Source organism: Lacimicrobium alkaliphilum, from assembly GCF_002591895.1.
Lineage (GTDB): Bacteria > Pseudomonadota > Gammaproteobacteria > Enterobacterales > Alteromonadaceae > Lacimicrobium > Lacimicrobium alkaliphilum.
Genome location: NZ_NISX01000014.1, coordinates 58,827 through 76,755, shown reverse-complemented (window position 1 = coordinate 76,755; position 17,929 = coordinate 58,827). Strand labels below are relative to the sequence as shown.

The 17,929-nt window shown below is 50.3% G+C and carries 16 protein-coding genes and 1 tRNA gene; 8 read left to right on the top strand and 9 right to left on the bottom strand.

Annotated elements, in window-relative coordinates:
- Window positions 1-146: 146 nt before the first annotated feature.
- Together CDA54_RS13860 and CDA54_RS13855 are read right to left on the bottom strand one after the other, a co-directional pair.
- Complete coding sequence (locus CDA54_RS13860; RefSeq protein WP_099035618.1) at window positions 147-476, bottom strand: hypothetical protein; 330 nt, start codon at window positions 474-476, stop codon at window positions 147-149.
- Between the two features lie 125 nt (window positions 477-601).
- Window positions 602-1,414, bottom strand: coding sequence for an MbnP family copper-binding protein (locus tag CDA54_RS13855; protein ID WP_099035617.1), 813 nt, complete (start codon window positions 1,412-1,414; stop codon window positions 602-604).
- 253 nt (window positions 1,415-1,667) lie between these two features.
- Between CDA54_RS13855 and CDA54_RS13850 the strand changes: the two genes are divergently transcribed.
- Entirely contained in the window at window positions 1,668-3,077 is a 1,410-nt protein-coding gene (locus CDA54_RS13850) for a YdgA family protein (protein ID WP_180237222.1), read from the top strand.
- Window positions 3,078-3,254: 177 nt separating this feature from the next.
- Window positions 3,255-3,331 (top strand) — tRNA-Ile (locus CDA54_RS13845).
- 200 nt (window positions 3,332-3,531) lie between these two features.
- On the opposite strand, the gene CDA54_RS13840 is transcribed toward CDA54_RS13845, so the two are convergent.
- The 3 genes from CDA54_RS13840 to CDA54_RS13830 form a co-directional block, all read right to left on the bottom strand.
- Window positions 3,532-5,460, bottom strand: a complete 1,929-nt coding sequence (locus CDA54_RS13840; protein WP_099035615.1) for a GGDEF domain-containing protein — start codon at window positions 5,458-5,460, stop codon at window positions 3,532-3,534.
- Window positions 5,461-5,788: 328 nt separating this feature from the next.
- Window positions 5,789-6,532: a MauE/DoxX family redox-associated membrane protein gene (locus tag CDA54_RS13835; RefSeq protein ID WP_099035614.1), complete on the bottom strand. Its 744-nt coding sequence runs from the start codon at window positions 6,530-6,532 to the stop codon at window positions 5,789-5,791.
- 170 nt (window positions 6,533-6,702) lie between these two features.
- Complete coding sequence (locus CDA54_RS13830) at window positions 6,703-7,875, bottom strand: helix-turn-helix domain-containing protein (RefSeq protein WP_099035613.1); 1,173 nt, start codon at window positions 7,873-7,875, stop codon at window positions 6,703-6,705.
- A gap of 188 nt (window positions 7,876-8,063) precedes the next feature.
- Here CDA54_RS13830 and CDA54_RS13825 point away from each other — a divergent pair, with 188 nt between their 5' ends.
- The 6 genes from CDA54_RS13825 to CDA54_RS13800 all read left to right on the top strand — a co-directional run bounded on the left by CDA54_RS13825 (window position 8,064) and on the right by CDA54_RS13800 (window position 14,455).
- Window positions 8,064-8,735, top strand: a complete 672-nt coding sequence (locus tag CDA54_RS13825) for a DUF2306 domain-containing protein (protein ID WP_143452299.1) — start codon at window positions 8,064-8,066, stop codon at window positions 8,733-8,735.
- Between the two features lie 135 nt (window positions 8,736-8,870).
- Window positions 8,871-9,266: a Cu(I)-responsive transcriptional regulator gene (cueR, locus tag CDA54_RS13820; protein WP_180237221.1), complete on the top strand. Its 396-nt coding sequence runs from the start codon at window positions 8,871-8,873 to the stop codon at window positions 9,264-9,266.
- A gap of 65 nt (window positions 9,267-9,331) precedes the next feature.
- Complete coding sequence (locus CDA54_RS13815; RefSeq protein ID WP_099035611.1) at window positions 9,332-11,794, top strand: heavy metal translocating P-type ATPase; 2,463 nt, start codon at window positions 9,332-9,334, stop codon at window positions 11,792-11,794.
- A gap of 143 nt (window positions 11,795-11,937) precedes the next feature.
- The gene (locus CDA54_RS13810) at window positions 11,938-12,921 is read left to right on the top strand and encodes a LysR substrate-binding domain-containing protein (RefSeq protein WP_099035610.1); all 984 of its coding nucleotides are present in this window, start codon (window positions 11,938-11,940) and stop codon (window positions 12,919-12,921) included.
- Between the two features lie 99 nt (window positions 12,922-13,020).
- Window positions 13,021-13,353 (top strand): hypothetical protein, encoded by a 333-nt coding sequence (locus CDA54_RS13805; protein ID WP_099035609.1) that lies wholly within the window; start codon window positions 13,021-13,023, stop codon window positions 13,351-13,353.
- A gap of 292 nt (window positions 13,354-13,645) precedes the next feature.
- Complete coding sequence (locus CDA54_RS13800; protein ID WP_143452297.1) at window positions 13,646-14,455, top strand: substrate-binding periplasmic protein; 810 nt, start codon at window positions 13,646-13,648, stop codon at window positions 14,453-14,455.
- 7 nt (window positions 14,456-14,462) lie between these two features.
- On the opposite strand, the gene CDA54_RS13795 is transcribed toward CDA54_RS13800, so the two are convergent.
- The 4 genes from CDA54_RS13795 to CDA54_RS13780 form a co-directional block, all read right to left on the bottom strand.
- Window positions 14,463-15,074, bottom strand: coding sequence for a YitT family protein (locus tag CDA54_RS13795; protein WP_099035607.1), 612 nt, complete (start codon window positions 15,072-15,074; stop codon window positions 14,463-14,465).
- Window positions 15,075-15,136: 62 nt separating this feature from the next.
- On the bottom strand, window positions 15,137-16,150 hold the full coding sequence (locus CDA54_RS13790; RefSeq protein WP_099035606.1) for an ester cyclase: 1,014 nt from the start codon (window positions 16,148-16,150) through the stop codon (window positions 15,137-15,139).
- An 18-nt stretch (window positions 16,151-16,168) separates the two neighbouring features.
- Complete coding sequence (locus CDA54_RS13785; protein ID WP_099035605.1) at window positions 16,169-17,170, bottom strand: cupin domain-containing protein; 1,002 nt, start codon at window positions 17,168-17,170, stop codon at window positions 16,169-16,171.
- A gap of 13 nt (window positions 17,171-17,183) precedes the next feature.
- Entirely contained in the window at window positions 17,184-17,924 is a 741-nt protein-coding gene (locus CDA54_RS13780) for an SDR family NAD(P)-dependent oxidoreductase (protein ID WP_099035604.1), read from the bottom strand.
- Window positions 17,925-17,929: the final 5 nt, after the last annotated feature.

Genomic DNA, 17,929 nt, shown 5'->3' with positions numbered 1-17,929 from the left:
TACCTGAATATGTCATTGTGACGAGCTACAGGAAAAGTGTGACCAGTGGCAACTCAAGCGTTATTGGCAGGAAACAGATGGGAAGCTAAACGCAGCATAGGCAACAATCGACCTATGCCGCAAATAACGAATAACAATGCGTTGGCTCAGATAATGCTGCCCTGATGCAGGGTAATAAAGTATTTACTGTCTACTTTGCTGTAATCTACTTTGTATTCTTTGCCATTGAGGGTCTGAATAAACAACAGGATCTTTTCCTCGCCGAAGAAGTCGCTCAGGGTGACATCAATCAGCTCCATATCCATCATCTTGGCTTCGCGCTTATTTTCCGGCAACTTGCCCTGGTACTCTTTAATGCCTTTATGGGTCACCAGTACGGCTGGCATGTCATCGCCATTGAGCACTAACAGATCAAATTTACGTAATTTATGGATGAGGGTATTTCTACCACTCAGCAGGAAAGGCTTTTCGGTCATAATATTCCCCGTTGCAACAGGCGCCTCTTAGGCTATTTTTTATTGTAAACAGAAAGATACCAGAGTTTTAGGGTTATACCAACAGATTCGCGGCTGTTAGCCCATACCAACCCTATGTGTGAACTCTATATCCACTCGATAACCGACTCATGAAGGTTATTTAACACCATCTCGCAGGTTTCGCTTTCACCGGGCTGAAAGGTACAACTGTTGGCCTTATTCAGCTCAATACCCTTAAGCAGGCGATCAATATGAAACACCAGTGTATTGGCCGCACCCTCAGGGCGGGTCAGTTCAAATTCAAGCAAATTCGCTTTATAGCATGGCTGGGCTGCACTCTGATTGTCAGCGCAATCAACACCACCAAGATGAAAAGCCCAGGTGTCAGACACGGAACTCAGTTCTATTCGGGCAAACTTATGCCCGGACTGCACTGACCAGAACATGCTCGACAGATTTAACGGTGAAGGCTGTGTCAGTGGGTTCTGGCTAACGGGGCTCATCGGTACCCCCAATACAAACTGAAGACGCTCTATGGTGCCCAGATCCACCTCTTTGCTAAAACGAATCTGGTGATTACCCGGCATTTCGCCGCCACGCCAGCAATCTTTTTGCTCAATCGACACCAGTACCACATTGTCGGTTTGCCACTTACTGTTCTCCAGTTTCAGCTGCGCACCATTTTGGTCACGGAATTCACTCAGATAGAATTTGGAATGCTCCAGATACCAGCCACCACCACTCATGCCTAAAGCCGTTCCACAGGGCACCGGCTTGTCGTCGTAGCGCAACTCAACTTTCAGACGGGGCGGAGATGAGGCAAAAAAACTGCAACCGGATAACAACAACACACTCGCCAGCCAGCCAACCATTAACATGGGTGCGCGGTCGCATAATCTTTGAATCAGCGCTTCAGGAAACTTCAGGTGTTTTATCATTATCGGTTTAAAAAGATCAGACTGCTGCTATCAGACCACTATGATGCGTGTTTCACACTGTACCCGTCAAGACGCTTTAACTAATCGAATGTATTAATAAAAACGAATCACACAGCAGCGGAAGAGTATTGATTTATAACGCTGCCACCGGCACCCGTTAACTGGCATGAACCGGCCAGTTATAGTAATGTTGACGGCAGTTTTCAAAGCACCTGTCTGCCCTGACATTGTTACCTTACAAGGAGCGTATTTTATGAAAAAAGGTTTGCTGGCCGGAGCCATCGTCGTCGTCGCGACCTTAGCGATTTCCCCAAAATATATTGGTACCGAGGTCGAAAAAAGCCTGCAGCACAATGTCTCACAGATTAACCAAATGCCTGGTTATGAACTGGAGATTACCGAACTGGAGCAAAGCTGGTTTAATACCCGGTCAGTCATAAAGGTTAAGATGGATTTTCCCGGCATGGAACAAACCCAGGCGCAGCATAGTGCTGTGGCGCCGGAGTTTGAGGTTAACCTGAACGTCAACCATGGCCCATTGCTGCTGAGCAACTTAGGTGTTGTGGGTGTGGCAGACTGGACAGCCACCATTGACGGCCAGAAACTGAGAGAACATCTGACCTGGCCCGAAGAATTACCATTTTACCGTATACAGGGTGTAACCGGCTTAACCGGTAACAGCAGCTATCAGGACAGCTTCAGTGCCTTTACCGGCAACCAGAACGAGCAACTTTCCTCGCTTAACTTCAGTGGTTATACAGGCAGTGGTGAAATCACCGGTGGCGAGATTCGCTATCACGGCCTGGCGGATTCACTCAGCCTGCAAAGCAAAGAGCTGAACCTCGACAGCAAAGAGCTGGCCATTACGCTGCAAGCCGAGGCCAATTTCGCCATTATGCTGCGCGGCGAATTTTACAACAGTGACGCCCTGCTAAGCCTGGAAAAACTGAATATCACTCAGAACGCATCGGACCAGCTTATTGGCCTGAACGGCCTGAAGTTCCGGGCAAAGAGCCATGTAAATGATCAGGATAAAACCGGCGACCTCCTTCTGGATTATCGACTGGCCGGATTAAACATGCCGGAATTTAATGCCAGCGACTTACAACTGGCCATGCAGGTTAGTCAGGTCGACACTGATTTTCTTAAAAAATATCAAAACTTTGTGAGAACTTTAAATGCCACGGATGCAGAAGAAGTAAACCAGGCTACGCAAAAATTTATGCTCGACAACCTGCTGATGCTGCTCAAGCCAGAGCCTGAACTGAATATCACCAGCCTCAAAGGCACTCTCCCTCAGGGCGATTTTAATGGCCACCTCAACAGTAAACTGGTGAACATCGACAGCCTTCCGGAGAATATCGCTGACACAGGATTCTGGATTCAGCACACTCTGGCAGATGCGCAACTTCAGATAGACGAAGAAGTGGCAGAGTTCCTGGCCGCCCGGCAGATGCTGAGCCAGCTCGAAACCACGGTACCACCACAACAGTGGGATGACACCAAAATGCAACAGCTGGCTCAGAAACAGGCGCCGCTGATATTAGAGAACCTGGCGAAGCAAGGACTGCTCAAAAAGACAGAGGGTGGGTATCAGGCAATATTTAGCCTTAAAGATGGAGAAGCCATACTTAACGGCAGGCCGGTGCCCCTGCCCTTGTGATCTCATTGGGTGCCGGTGCCTTGAGCACCGGCACCTGTCATACAGCGTGATAAAACGGCTAAATAATCACCTCTTAATCAGTTCAGCGGAGGCAAAATGATGACATCAGAAAAAAAACTGCTTATACTGCGCACCGCTTTGTAGCCTTCCGGCTGCTGGCACCACACCGCAAAAAATGGCCCTTTAGCTCAGTTGGTTAGAGCACCCGACTCATAATCGGTAGGTCCCCAGTTCAAGTCTGGGAGGGGCCACCATTTTCCCTACGCTTCAACGATAGTTACTTAGTCAGGTAGCCAGTGGCAGAGCCTTTGTCACTTTTGTTCAACTTTATTTCTTGTTCAAAAGTATTGAACAAAGATATTAAATGAACAGAAACATCGACCGGTTGTTCATCTATAGAATGAAAAGGGTCGCGTCCAAATTAAACCCTCTTCCGGTGAGCAGGGTATCGATATCAATAACTGCTAAAAGCCCTATTTGAGTCTGTGTTGATATTGCTCTCAACACAGTTTCCGCCCTTCTCTTTCGCCTTATACAGTTTTTCATCGGCCTGATTAATTATCTCAGCGGGCGCGCTGTCCGGCGTGACCATTACTGCCCCCATGCTAATGCTGACAACATCCGCCTTACGGCTGTTATATTCATGGGGGATTTGCAGTGCCGCAACCTTTTCCACCACTTTGGTTAAGAATAAGGCATTGGCGTTGATCACGGCTTTTGGTATCAGCAGGGCAAACTCTTCACCGCCGTAACGATAGGCCATAACGCCATCAAGAGAGAGCAAACACTGGCTGACTTGTTGCAAAACCCGATCTCCGGCCTCGTGCCCATAATGATCATTAAAGGGTTTAAACGCATCAATATCAGCAAGAGCGAGAATAAAAGGGGTGTGTTCAGACAATACCTTTTGCAGGTCACGGTCGAAAGAACGCCTGTTCATCAGCCCCGTGAGGCCGTCGATATGAGCAAGATGCTGGAGACGCTTGTTCGCTTGTGCAAGCTCTGCGGTTCTCTCGCTGACCTGTTTTTCCAGGCTGTGCTGTGCGTTGACAAACCGTCTTGCCATGGTTCTGAACGCATCCAGTGCCAGCTTTACTTCTCCTTTAAACCGCCACTGTCTGTCGCTGCTGGCAATCACGTCCTGATAGTTTTTGGCGTCCATCTGGCTGGCAACTGACGCCAGCCTGCGCAAGGGCAGAGACACTTCCCGGGTAACCTGCCAGTGTACAATCAATAGCAGTAATCCCAATATTAACAGACCGGTAATGCTCAGCCGCAATGGTTGTATGCTGGCCTGTTCACGAATACCATCCTGCGGGTAAAGCGCCACATACCACCACTGCAACCTTGGTATCTGTTGCAAAATCACAAGATGGCCAGGAACGGCATTCTCAAACACCTCAGCGGAGGGCGCATCTCGCAGCGTATTAATCAGGCCATAAACCGACTGGTACAGAGGGTCGTCATAATTGTCATGGCTAAGCAAAGGCTGATTTTTAAGGTTTTCACTGATATCAGATGCGGCAATCAGATCCCCCTGATTGTTCAGTACCATGTAGTTTGCACCTACATCCCTTTGTGTTTGCAAATCATTCAGTAGCTTACCCAGCTCCACGTCAAAACTGGCATTCGCCAGATGTCTGCCGTTAAGATCTATGGGGTGTTGATAAGTGATGGTCCAGACACCAGCAGACGCATCATAATAAAGGCCAGTCCAGTTAGGTGCCCGCTCAGGGTTCTGCGACTGTAGGCTAGAGCGCAACACACTGTAATCGGTCATGATAAGATTTTCGTCCGCAATGCGCCCCCAGGCACTGTCCTCTGAATACATAATCAGTGCATTTTCCGGCATCGACAAATGACTGTTGCTGACCACTTTTGACCAGGCCGGCCCTAATTCATTCAGAGTCAAAGTGGCGGCAACAATACGGGCCTTGCGTTCATCATCCAGCGGCTCATCTGATTTCCCAATAAACGCCGACATACCTTTTATTAACTGATGATTATCCTCGGCACCATCAAAGTATTGCTGTTTCAGCCGCTTTACGCCCACGGAGGTCTGCTCGAACCAATCATCAAAAAGTGCACTACTGCGCCCAGAATGGGTTTGCTGAAAACGATACTGGCGAATAAAGGATTGAGTCAGTGTTTCTGCATTATCTGTAATCTGTGCAAACAACATTTCCGTCGGCACCAGTGCCATCTGAATATCCTGTTTAAGTGAAGTGACAATGCGCTCCTGAGAGCGAGGGTAAGCGGTGAAGAAAGTGATTGCCGATGCAACAAGCAAAACCAGCAATGCCCAGAGGATGATCCGAAATACCAGCCGCCGGCCTAACTGCTGATGAGGATGAAGGTGCCTGTTCTGATGCCTGCGTTCCAACGACTCAAACCATTAAAAACTGTTTGCAGAATAATAACTTATCTGACTTAGCTCCACTACCTCCAGAACTTATTCTGTTTACTACAAATAACCACATGGCAACGTTATGCACTGGTCAGCGGTTAGGGTGCGGAAGTATCCTGGCTTTCAATCCAATTCCCGGCGCTATGACTATTTTTTTGACAAAAGCCAGGCACTACACCCGATCAATATTCATGAAGATCAGACAAAAATGCCTGCTATCTATCCTTTCGGGTTTTAATATTCTGATTCCAATCCGTATCGTCATTGCGAATTGGTAAAGAAAAAAGCCGATAATCCGGGGGTGCTAAAGACTGGCTGTTGTCAGCATCCAGGCACCGGCCGCCACCATGATCAGATTTTCGGTTAACGAAATAAAACCAAGGGGTACCTCGCTGTCGCCGCCGACACAGGCACATTTAAGCTCCCGTTTGTCGATATAAACCGCTTTGACCACAGAAATACTCCCAACCAGTCCGATAAACAGCGCCACCGGCCCAACCAGCCAGCCCCATATTCCTGCCAGCATGCCAATACCGGCGTAAGCTTCGGCAAAGGGATAGATGTAAGCATAAGGTACCCAGCGCTGCGACAATAAATCATAGCCAAGAAACTGATTGGTAAAGGCTTCCACATCCTGCAGCTTTTGTAAGGCCAGCAACGCCATGGCAAAGGCCACAAAACGCTCTGCTGTGGGCACTGACCATAGCGCTGTGCCCATTACCCAGTTCACTGCCAGCGCCATTAACAGGGCCAGAGCAAAGATTGCGATAACCGGGTGGTAGGCCGCAGCGGGTCTGTTGTCGGGTCGGGTTTTGCCGAAGTAGTCGAGCAGTTCGTCGTAACCCCCTATGCGCTCGCCATCGATAAAGGCTTGTGGGGTGGTATCGACATCATGCTTCTGCTGAAATTCATCGGTTTGTTCGCGACTGGTAAGGTGATGATCATCAACCTCATAACCTTCCCGTTCGAGCAGCGCTTTGGACTTCATTCCGAATGGGCAAATGTGTTCGTCCGTCACCATGCGATACAGTTCTGCTTGTTTCACCACAAATCCTCCCTTATTCGTTTCATTATGTGCCACTTTAGTCGCTGTGTGCGCGAATTCAAGGTGACCAGAGGCCTTGCGGGTAAAACAGACGTCAGGCTCCTGGTGAGCGAGGCTTAATGGAGCTGGTCTTAATACTTATACTGCACTTGCCGTGACTGATCAGAGACTGATTACGCCAGTACCTGCTGCCGGTATTCACTTGGCGTCATGCCGGTATACAGTTTAAAGGCTTTATAGAATGACGAGCGGGCGTTAAAACCAACACTTAGTGCCACATCCAATACCGATTGCTGATTGGCCAGAATCAGGGGTTTGGCGGCCTCTATACGCCAGCTGTTGATGTAATCAAAGAAGGTCTGGCCGAGGGTCTCATTCAGGGTCTGCGACAGATAATTTGGGGTTACGCCAATGGCTCTGGCCAGCCTGGTCAGAGAAATGTCAGAGTCAAGATACAGCTTGTCGTCGCGCATGGCGTTTTCCAGCTTGTCAGCAATGCGTTTTGACTGTTCGTCGCCCAGGGAGGAACGCTGATATTTAGCAGCATTTTCTGTTGCCAAAACTGGCGTAATAACCTCCTGCGGCGCCAGATAGTGGCCTTCAAAGCCCGGACGCTGCCACAAACCCCAAGCCGATAATAACCAAACCAGTGCCCATACCATCCACGCCCCACCCTCGCGGCTGAGCACAGCATCAAGGTAAAGGTTGTCAGTGATCACCGACAGCGCGGCCAGCACCCAGGCAACGCCCAAGCCCCCCATCAACAGGGTGATCCAGTGCAGTTCGCGGTTTTCGTTATTGGCAAACTGTTGTTTCAGGGTTTGACGATAACGTTTCAGTCTTTTAACAATTCGTACCAGATAGTAGCCAGATTGCGCAATCCAGCCCATTACCAACGTGAATACCGCAATCATCAGCGCACCAACATATCCGCTCATGTCGCCTGTGCCGTTTGTCAGCAGAGGGATTTTGATTTCATCGGGCAGCAAGCCGGTAAGCAGCGCACAAACTGCGCCGATTATCGCCAGCGCAAAATGCCTGAAATTTTTGTTCTGCCACTGCCAGGGCTTTTCGCTGGTCAGTGAGGCGATATAAAACCACAGTAATGGCCCTAAGCTAAGCAGGGCCGGTAACATCAGCAACAATGACAGCACCCGGCCAGCCGGAGCATAAACATCGACAACGGGGCGGGCTATTAACACCAGTAACGTCAGCAGTACGGCCGCAAGAAACTTATGCGATACCGGCGATGAGGAGCGTGAAAAAATCAGCGTCACCGCCAGTAAAATCTGTCCTGCGGTTGCCAGGGTGATGTCGAACACCAGGTTGCTTGCTGTATTTTCCATGTTTAGTCATTACCCATTTTGCATACTCATCGTATAGCCAAAACCCATCCACGACAGCGCTAGATACCTGTCCGCCTGCTCACAGAGACAGTCAATACCTGTCTTCGCCGTCACGCCAGGACGACAACCCTCGCGGATTCATGCAGATTACACCGGCACCTCAACACAAATCAAAGGAAGAACATAATATGTCGGTCATTATGTGGGTTCACGTTATCTTCGGCACTGCCGCCGTTTTAGCAGGCTTTATTGCACTTACAGCTAAGAAAGGCAAAACCTGGCATATCCGCGCCGGTAAAATTTACCTTATAACCATGCTGATAATGGCATCAGCCGGGGGCGCAGCAGCGCTGATGTTACCTCAGGCAATCAATGTGTTTGCGGCGGGCCTGACCGCCTACCTGGTTATCACTGCCTGGCACGCGGCAAATAAAAAACAGCTGGGCCGTGGCCCCTTTGAAATAATCAGCTGTGTGTTTATTCTCACTATCGCCAGCATCTGCCTTGGCATAGGTGTTGAGGCCATGAACAGTGCCGAAGGTGCCTACCACGGTTATACCTATGATGCCTATTTTATCATTGGCGGCATCGCCGCTTTTGCGGCCCTGATGGATATCAGCTTACTGCTGCGCGGCAATGTTGCCGGTAAGCAGCGCATTGCCCGGCATATCTGGCGCATGTCGGTATCTTATTTCATCGCTGTGGGTTCGTTGTTCGAAGGGCCCGGGGCTCAAGCCTTCCCAGACTTTCTGCGCGAATCGGGAGTGTTAGGGATTCCGGCGCCACTGGTGATTTTAGTTATGCTGTACTGGTTAATCAGAACCCTGATGCCCAGGCCTGGCTTTAAGTTCAGTCACTGACCCTGCCTCTGGTTCACTGAAGCAGTCAGAGCAGCGGCATCACAACACCAGACATTGTTATTTAGAGTTAGAAATGGATTTCATCTACTATTGCCTTCACAGATTGAAACTGAACATTGTCTGATAAGGTATCTGATGAATATTGGTGAAGCGGCGCAGCGTACCGGGCTTAGCAATAAAATGATCCGCCACTATGAAGCACAGGGGTTATTTACACCGGCGGGGCGCAGTGAAGCCGGATACCGCTTATACAGTGAACAGAATATTCAGGTGTTGTGTTTTATTCGCCAGGCGCGGCGGCTGGACTTTTCCATTGCCCAGATTGCCGGGTTATTGCAGCTGTGGCAAAACCCGCAGCGCTCAAGCCGTGACGTCAAGGAAATGGCCGAGGCGCATCTGGCTGAGGTCGATCAGAAGCTGCGTGAACTGAAGTCGATGAAAACAACATTAGAGTCGATGATTAAGGCCTGTAAGGGCAATGATGATCCAGCCTGTGCCATTCTCAGCAAGCTGGAAAATCCCATAGAATAGCCCTTGACCCTGACACTATGGTAAGGACGATACTGAGCTTCGGGTATTGAACCAGGGGAAACCTCATGACCGCCAGTCAACAGACAAACAAAGAGCTACACCTGCAACTCAGCGGCTTAAGCTGCGCCTCATGCGTAAAGCGGGCCGAAAAAGCACTGACAGACACGCCGGGGGTGCACAGCGCCACCGTCAACCTGGCCAGTGAAAGTGCCAGTGTCACAACCGATGCCGATACCGGGCTGTCGGTGGTACTGCAAGCCTTACAAAAGGCCGGTTACCCGGCCCGCACAGAAATGATAACGCTGGATCTGTTTGGCATGAATTGCGCTTCCTGTGTAGCCAAGGTGGAAAAAGCACTGCAACAGCTCGGTGGTGTTATCAATGCCCGCGTTAATCTCGCTTCCGAACAGGCCCGCATTGAAATACTCGAAGGTGAGACAACAGCGCAGCAACTGATCAGTGCGGTGCGCGAAGCGGGTTACGACTCCAGGGTTCATGGCAGCGATGCGACCACCAGAACAGATCATAAACAGCAGGAGCAGCAAAGCCTGAAGCGCTCACTGTGGCTCGCGGCAATACTTACTCTGCCGGTATTTATTATGGAGATGGGCAGCCATCTTATTGCGCCCTTTCATCACTGGCTGATGAATAACCTTGGCCAGAGCACCAACTGGACAATTCAGTTTATCTTAACCACCGCGGTGCTTGCCCTGCCCGGCCGCCGTTTTTTCCGTATCGGTTTTCCTGCTCTTATTAAAGGCTCACCGGATATGAACTCACTGGTGGCGCTGGGTACCTCAGCCGCCTGGTTGTTTTCATCGGTGGCGCTGTTTCTACCTCAATGGTTACCCGCAGGAACCCGGAATGTGTATTTTGAGGCGGCGGCGGTGATCGTCACCCTGATCCTGCTTGGCCGATTTCTTGAGGCGCGCGCTAAAGGGCGCACTGGCGACGCTATAAGGCGCTTAGTCGGTATGCAGGCAAAAACCGCACGGGTTAAACGCAGCGGCGAGATTAAGGATATTGCCCTTGAAGAACTGGTCAAAGATGATCAGGTGATCGTCAGGCCCGGTGAGCGTATTCCGGTGGATGGCGATGTGACCGAGGGCAGTTCCTGGGTGGATGAGTCTATGCTCACCGGTGAGCCGGTGCCAGTGGAAAAACACACTGGTGATCAGGTGGTTGGCGGTACCGTCAATAAAAATGGTGCCCTGACTGTTACCGCCACCAAAGTGGGCGCCGACAGCGTACTGGCACAGATCATCCGTATGGTGGAACAGGCTCAGGGCACGCGGTTACCGGTTCAGGCGCTGGTTGATAAAGTGACTTCGGTTTTTGTGCCTGTGGTGATATGTATGGCCCTGCTGACCTTTGCCCTCTGGTTATGGCTGGGGCCATCCCCGGCGCTGACCTTTGCGCTGGTCAATGCCGTCGCGGTACTGATTATTGCCTGCCCCTGTGCCATGGGCCTGGCCACGCCGGTTTCGATTATGGTGGGAACCGGGCGTGCAGCTGAAAATGGCGTACTGTTCCGCAAAGGCGAGGCCCTGCAAACGCTGCGCAGCGCCTCGGTTATCGCGCTGGATAAAACCGGCACCCTGACCAAAGGCAAACCGGAAATGACCGATTTCGAGGTGGCCGAAGATACGGACGAAAACGCGTTACTGGCGATGGTGGCCGCGATTGAAGATAACTCTGAGCATCCTATCGCCGAGGCCATTGTCAGAGCCGCAAAAGAGCGGGAACTGTCATTGCCACCAATCAGCGATTTTAACACCCACGCCGGCATGGGCGTGCAGGCACAAACTGAAGGTCATCGTCTGGAGATCGGCGCAGATCGCTACCTGCAAAAACTGGGTTATGAACTTGGTGCATTTAAAGACACCGCCGACAAACTCGCCGGTGAGGGTAAAACACCGCTGTATGTCGCTGTTGATGGCAAAACTGTTGCCGTTATCGCAGTGGCAGATACCCTGCGCGAAGGCTCCGTTGAAGCAGTAAAAGCATTTCATCAGCTTGGGCTGAAAGTGGCCATGGTAACTGGTGATAACCGCCGTACTGCCGAGGCTATTGCCAAAAAGCTGGGTATTGATGATGTGATGGCCGAGGTAATGCCGGACGGTAAAGTCGAAGCAGTTAAACAACTGCGCCAGAGATATGGCCAGCTCGCGTTTGTGGGCGATGGCATTAATGATGCCCCGGCCCTGGCCGAGGCTGATGTGGGGATTGCCGTTGGCACAGGTACCGATGTAGCCATTGAGTCAGCCGATGTGGTGCTGATGCGCGATGATCTGCGTGGTGTAGTTAATGCCTTTGCCATCAGTCGTGCCACATTACGCAATATACGCCAGAATCTGTTCTGGGCCTTTGCCTACAACGCCGCTTTAATTCCGGTGGCTGCGGGCCTGTTGTATCCGTGGTTTGGTATCCTGCTTTCACCCATGCTGGCGGCAGGGGCCATGGCCTTGTCCAGTGTGTTTGTGCTGACCAATGCGTTAAGGTTGAGAGGTTTTAAAAGTCAGTACTGAACAGAGATAACAGCCCAGACTGTTCGTAATTGATTAAGTTAATCTGATAAAGCGAACTATAGAGTTAAGAATTTCTTAATGTTAAAGTAAACAGGGCCTGTTGCGAACAGGCCCTGTTTATCTGTTCACAACAGGCCAATATCATGAGCACCACAACGCCCTCAACACAAACTTGCCGCAGCGCCGTATTGCCCACCCTGGATCCTGATATGCTCAGAAGCTTTGTGGCAATTGCGGAAACCGGCAGTATGACCAAAGCCGCAAGAATCGTATTTCGCACCCCGGCTGCCATCAGCATGCAGGTAAAAAAGTTAGAAGAAGTTTTACAGCGCAAACTGCTGGAGCGAATGTCGCGTTCCATTGCACTGACCCCTGACGGCGAACTATTGCTCAGATACAGCAGGCAACTGCTTAAACTCAATGAAGAGCTCGTGAGTCAGTTTCTGTGCCCCAGATTGAACGGCAAAGTGACCTTAGGTATGCCAGAGCAGTATGGCACCCATGAACTGCCCGCTATCCTCTCGCAATTTGCCAAATCACATCCATCGGTACAGGTGGATGTGGTGTTAGGCAAAAGTATTGAGATTAAACAACGCTTTGAAAATGGTGAAATCGACCTCGCTCTGGTATCTCATAATCTGCATGTCACACCCGATACGATACTCAAAACTGTGCGCCTGGAGAAACTGGTGTGGGCCGTCAATAAGAACAGCAACGTTATACATCAGTCATCTCTGCCGCTGGCGTTGGCGGAGCATGGCTGCCCCTGGCGCACATTAGCCCTTGAGGCGCTGGACGAGGCGGGTATCGATTATCGCATCGCCTACTCCAGCGAAAACTGTACCGGCCAGCTGGCTGCAGTGATGGCCGATCTGGCTGTTGCGGCTGTGCCCGAAAGCCTGGTTAAGCCACCATTGAAAAAGCTCGGACATACAAATCGTTTACCTGAAATTGGCAACGCACAAACCAGCCTGATGCTGAATTCATCGGCCAGCGAGGTAACACTGGCATTGAAAGATTTTATTTTACAGGTACTGGATCCCCGGGATATGAAAGCAGAACCGTCAGAGTCTGAAAATGAATCGCAAGGCTGTATCAGGGACACCCTGGAACATCTTAAAATTTAACCATTAAGATTTTCTTAATGTACAAATAAATGCTTTTAGTTTTACTGATTTCACCTACCACTCTACATTTGAAACGCCTCATAACCAAAGGATGTTTCTATGAAAAGTGCATATTATGTCATTTTGTTACTACTACTGACTTCCCATACACCCATAACTCTGGCACAGGAAGTCAATCAGAATACCTTTCTGACGGAGCAGGATTATCCCTATCAGATGCTGGTCAGGATCACGGATAAAGTTGAAGTACATTACACAGAAAACGGCTCTGATAGTATCAACTGCAGCACCCGCATCCTGCGCGGTGACAAAGAAATTATCACCGACAATGTTGAGACTGAGCGACTGCTGTTCGTAAAAGACGCAATGCGGGCCTGTCTGCCAAGAGGCGACGCCAAAATAGTACTGAAGGAGATATTCAGCTTACTGTAAGGTTAATCCCGAAGACGCAGTGCGGTCAGGTACGATCTTACCGGCACTGCACCTCGGGTATTCTTTGCGCTCTTCTCATTTACCCCGACCTGGTGTCCTTCCCTCCTTCAGACTTATGCCACCCTTTAAAGGAATTTATTTACAGGAGCCAAGTATGTCTAAAGTGATATTGATTACCGGTGCCTCAAGCGGTATCGGCGAAGCCACAGCCCGCAAGAAGGTTTAGAAAGTGCCCCCTTTTTATACTCAGGTAATCTATGCTAAGGCATATTGGCTAAAACAAGTGCAAAAGATGGCAAAGCAGCTTAAGTGTTTTCTGACATTCACCCTGGCATCATTGGGCCTCTGTGCCATCCAGCCGGAGGTTCAGGCACGGCAGACTTGTGAACAGTTAAAAGCGGTCGTCAGTGAGAACTGGTTTCCGGTCTCATTTGCCGTCCCTTCAGATACCTCCAGAATCAGTGGCATCGCTGTAGAATTGCTTCTGCAGACCGCCAGGGAGTTATCGGTAGAACTGAGTTTCGTCCGGCCACTACCCTGGAAACGAGCACAGTTGTGGCTGGAAATGGGTAAAGTCGATTTAATCATCGGTCACTATTCAAATCAGTATCGGGAACAAAACTGGTTGATGTCAAAGGCACTGTTTACTAACGATATTCGAATTTTTTATCCGGTAAAGTATCAAGGCATTATTACCAGGCTGGCAGATATAGAAGGATTAAAGGGCGTTGTTCCCGCCGGAGCCAGCTACGGTGACAGACTGGATCGAAAGATACGACGCCTGGCCACGACTCAGGAATTTAAAGATAATTTTGCCATGCTGGGTGCAGTGCTGCAGGGAAAATTTGATTTTGCTGTATCGGCTTTACATGACGGCCAGGCCCACCTGGCCAGGATGGGTATTCAGGATCAACTGACTGTCTCGCCCTTTTCATTGGGTGCCAACACCGTACACTTTAGCTTTTCTGAACGTTCCCCTTGCCAGCATCTGTTCTCTCAATTTGACAAAGTTGCCAATGAACTGGCTACCCGCCAGCATATTGATGAGTTGCAGCAACAAAGTGAACGGCTCTATTTCGCTGAAATCGAGCGGATACCATAGATCTTCCCTAGCCAATCCCCCGGTAACCGCGGGGTTTGTGATTAAGTATAATCACCAGATTAAGCAAACTAACCGCAAGGCAGGACAATATCAGCCCCATCAGCGAAGCGTGAATATAACTAAGACTTATTATCAGGATGTCAATTATAAGCTGCGTCCGGCCAATATGAATGCTCCAGCGCCTTTCCATATACATCGCGAGGATGGTGAAACCACCCAGAGAGCCGTTGTGGCGCAGCAGTATCAGCAGGCCGCATCCGAATAACATCCCGCCGGCAACGGCCGCATAAAGAGGATGAATATAAGCAATATCCAACACACTCCACATGTGATCCACACACAAAGACACCAGCGAGGAACAGAACACGCTTTTAAAGGCAACGACTTTGCCGATCCTGAAATAAGCCAGCAGATAAAAGGGCAGGTTCAATATCACCAGCAGAGTACCAAAACTTACCGGCACATAATCAACCAACAGCATGGTCAGGCCTGTCAGGCCACCGCTGATAGCACTGCTGGCCTCAAAGAAGGTTACTCCCAGCGAGAGCAGCATGGCGGCCAGCAACAGGGCGAAAGCTTCCTCCAGCGTGGAATACATGCGAGGGAAGAGCAAAGGCATTACCTCCGGGGGATAATAGACGCACTTTTAAGGCCAGCCCTATCCTGACCTCAGCGGCCATGTCAGCAACGTTTGTTATCTACCAGTTGGCGTAATCGGGCAAGCACATCCACCCCGATTTGCCGATAGACGTGAAGCAGATCAATCAGCACCCAGTTTTCACGTATCATACCCTTCTCGTTGCGCCAGAAATCCAGACTGCGCATGGTGATTCTTTTGTTGACCGGAGGAATACCCAGCCAGCCATCCTCAGAGATGGTCATATGCATACCCGGCCAGCCGGTAAAAGCCACATAATTGTTCTGGGAAAATAAATGACCGTTGTCAGGATCGCCGTTGCGATCTGGCATACCTTGTAAAAAAGCCCTCTGATGAACCTGACGAAAGCCCCGGATACCACGCCCGGTGCCAATGCCAGAGGGCCCGTACCAACTGGCTTTCGGGTGCCAGTATTGTTCCAGTTGCATGGCGTCCACACCTCCCTCGGCATATTTGCCCAGGCTTTTTAACATAGCCTCCACCAGCTGATGGCTTTGTTGTGTTAACGCGGGATCCTCTTCTCTTTCCTGTATGCCATCCTGCGTTTTCGGGGCCGGAACGTGCCATTCACGCCCCAAACTTGGGGACATGGGCCAGGCGTTAGCCTGCATCATCAGCTCCGGCAGGTCCCAGATAGCCTGTACCTCAACCACTTTATTGTCTTCAAACCGGTAGAACTCATGGAAGCGCATATGCATTTGCTGGCCGGTCGCAGGAATACCTAACCAGGGTGCATTAAACAGCCCCGTGTAATAGCCGCAATAACCAACCCATTGCTGCCCCTGCCCATCTTCACCAGCAACAGCGATGGTATCGCGCCGCTCCAGATCGGGAACAGCTTTAGACAAGGGTTCGTAGACGTTTTCCAGTAAGGTGCTGGCTCCGGTCATCGAGTCAAATGGCACGCAAAAATTGATGCTTGCGGCCGGGTGAAACAGATCCTGGCTAATACGCACCAGCGTATCGAGAGAAAAGTTGTACATGGCCTCCGTGTAGGGCGCCATCAGGGATTTAAAATGTTGATTGTTAGTGATCATAGTAGCCCTCTTGAGGAATTAACAGAATATCGGTGCCTGAGGCTGATTACCGCGACGAGTGATATAGACTACACAGGGTTGATCGCCGGTATTTTCAAACTGGCGCACCGCACCTATAGGGGTAGTAAAATTATCGCTTTTGCGCAGGATAATAGTCTCACCGCCTGTGCTTACACTGAGTTCGCCCTGGTGCACCATGAGCACTTCCTCTTCGGCTCGGGTATGAGCGGCAATAGCCGCACCGGCGGGCAGTTTCAGCGCGCGAACTGCAAAACCATGCTCCCAGTTAAGATTCGACTCCCCGAGTTGCTCTGCCTCTGAAGCAGGCCCAACCAATGGGGCTTCCTGCGCATCTGAATTCCTGACCAGAGCGGAGTCAGCGTGCCAATCAAAAGCGTTATAGCGCAGTACAACCTTTTCCAGGTCGTCATCGGTTACGATGCGATGCGCCTTCACCTGCTCTTCACTTGTGACGGGCATAGGCCTTACACCCTCAGGTACCTTCTGCCCGGCCCTGGTATCCACCAGCGCTCCATTTTCGAGCAGAATCAACCCATATACCCGTGCCATCTCAAATACACTCGGCACCCATAATACCCGTCCGGGGTCATCTCCTCCCAACACCGCGTAAAGATAGCCGAGATCATTGCCCACATTTTCAAACCCACGAAAAATATCCATGGGAATGGATATCACATCACCTTCATTCAAAACCACCCGACCATCATCGGCGTTCACACCGCTGGTAAACGCCCACTGGCCTCTTTCAACGACAAAAAATTCTTCAGTCAGATGACTGTGCTGAGAGTTCAGGCAGCCTGGTGGCTGGCGGGCACCTCCTATATTGAATCCGTGCGCTACAGTAATATGAATGTGTTGGTCCGGATTCTCCGAGACTCCGGGACCGATAATGGTAAAGTTCTCTTTTTTGTCACTGCCCGGCGAGCGGGTATCAATGAAAGCATTTTTGCAGGGAATCAAATCGCTATAGCGCACCAGGCGCTGTTGCACAGATTTCATGTTGTACTCCTGATTAGTGTGCGGTCCAGCCACCGTCAACTTTGACGCAACTGCCGGTGGTTGTGTTGGAAAGAGAGCTCAGCAAAAAGATGCAGGCATTAGCCACATCATCCACTGTTCCGAGATGATTAAGGGGGATGTTAGACATCACCATTTTTCTGAACTCAGGATCATCGAGCATGGGCTCGGTCATTGGGGTTTTGATAAAAGTCGGTGCAACCGTATTGACCCGGATGTTACTCACTCCCAGCTCGACCGCCATCGCTTTGGTTAGCCCCTCAATAGCATGCTTGCTCATGCAGTAAAGGGTTCGTCCTGGCGAGCCAACAAAACCCATCTGAGATGACATATTTACGATGCTCCCGGACTGCGCCCGCAGCATAGGACTGATAGCCGCCTGGGCGATTTTGTAGGCAGAGCGGATATTCAGTTGAATAACGGCATCGATGTTTTCATCGGTTTGTTCAATCATCGGAGCAACCCGGTTAAGCCCGGCGTTATTAATCAGACCATCCAGCGAGTCAAGATTGTGAATCCTGTTACAAAGTTCATCGCGGGTAACATCGCCTACCCAGTACTCAACAGAGCCTGTGCAGCACTCCTGCATGCCTTTTAAGTCAGATTCAGTTCTCGCTACTGCGATCACCTGAGCACCACATTCTGATGCCATCAGGGCACAGGCACGGCCGATACCCTTTCCGGCACCCGTAATCAGTATTTTTTTGCCGTCTAACAGTGATGGAGAAAATCCCATAAAGA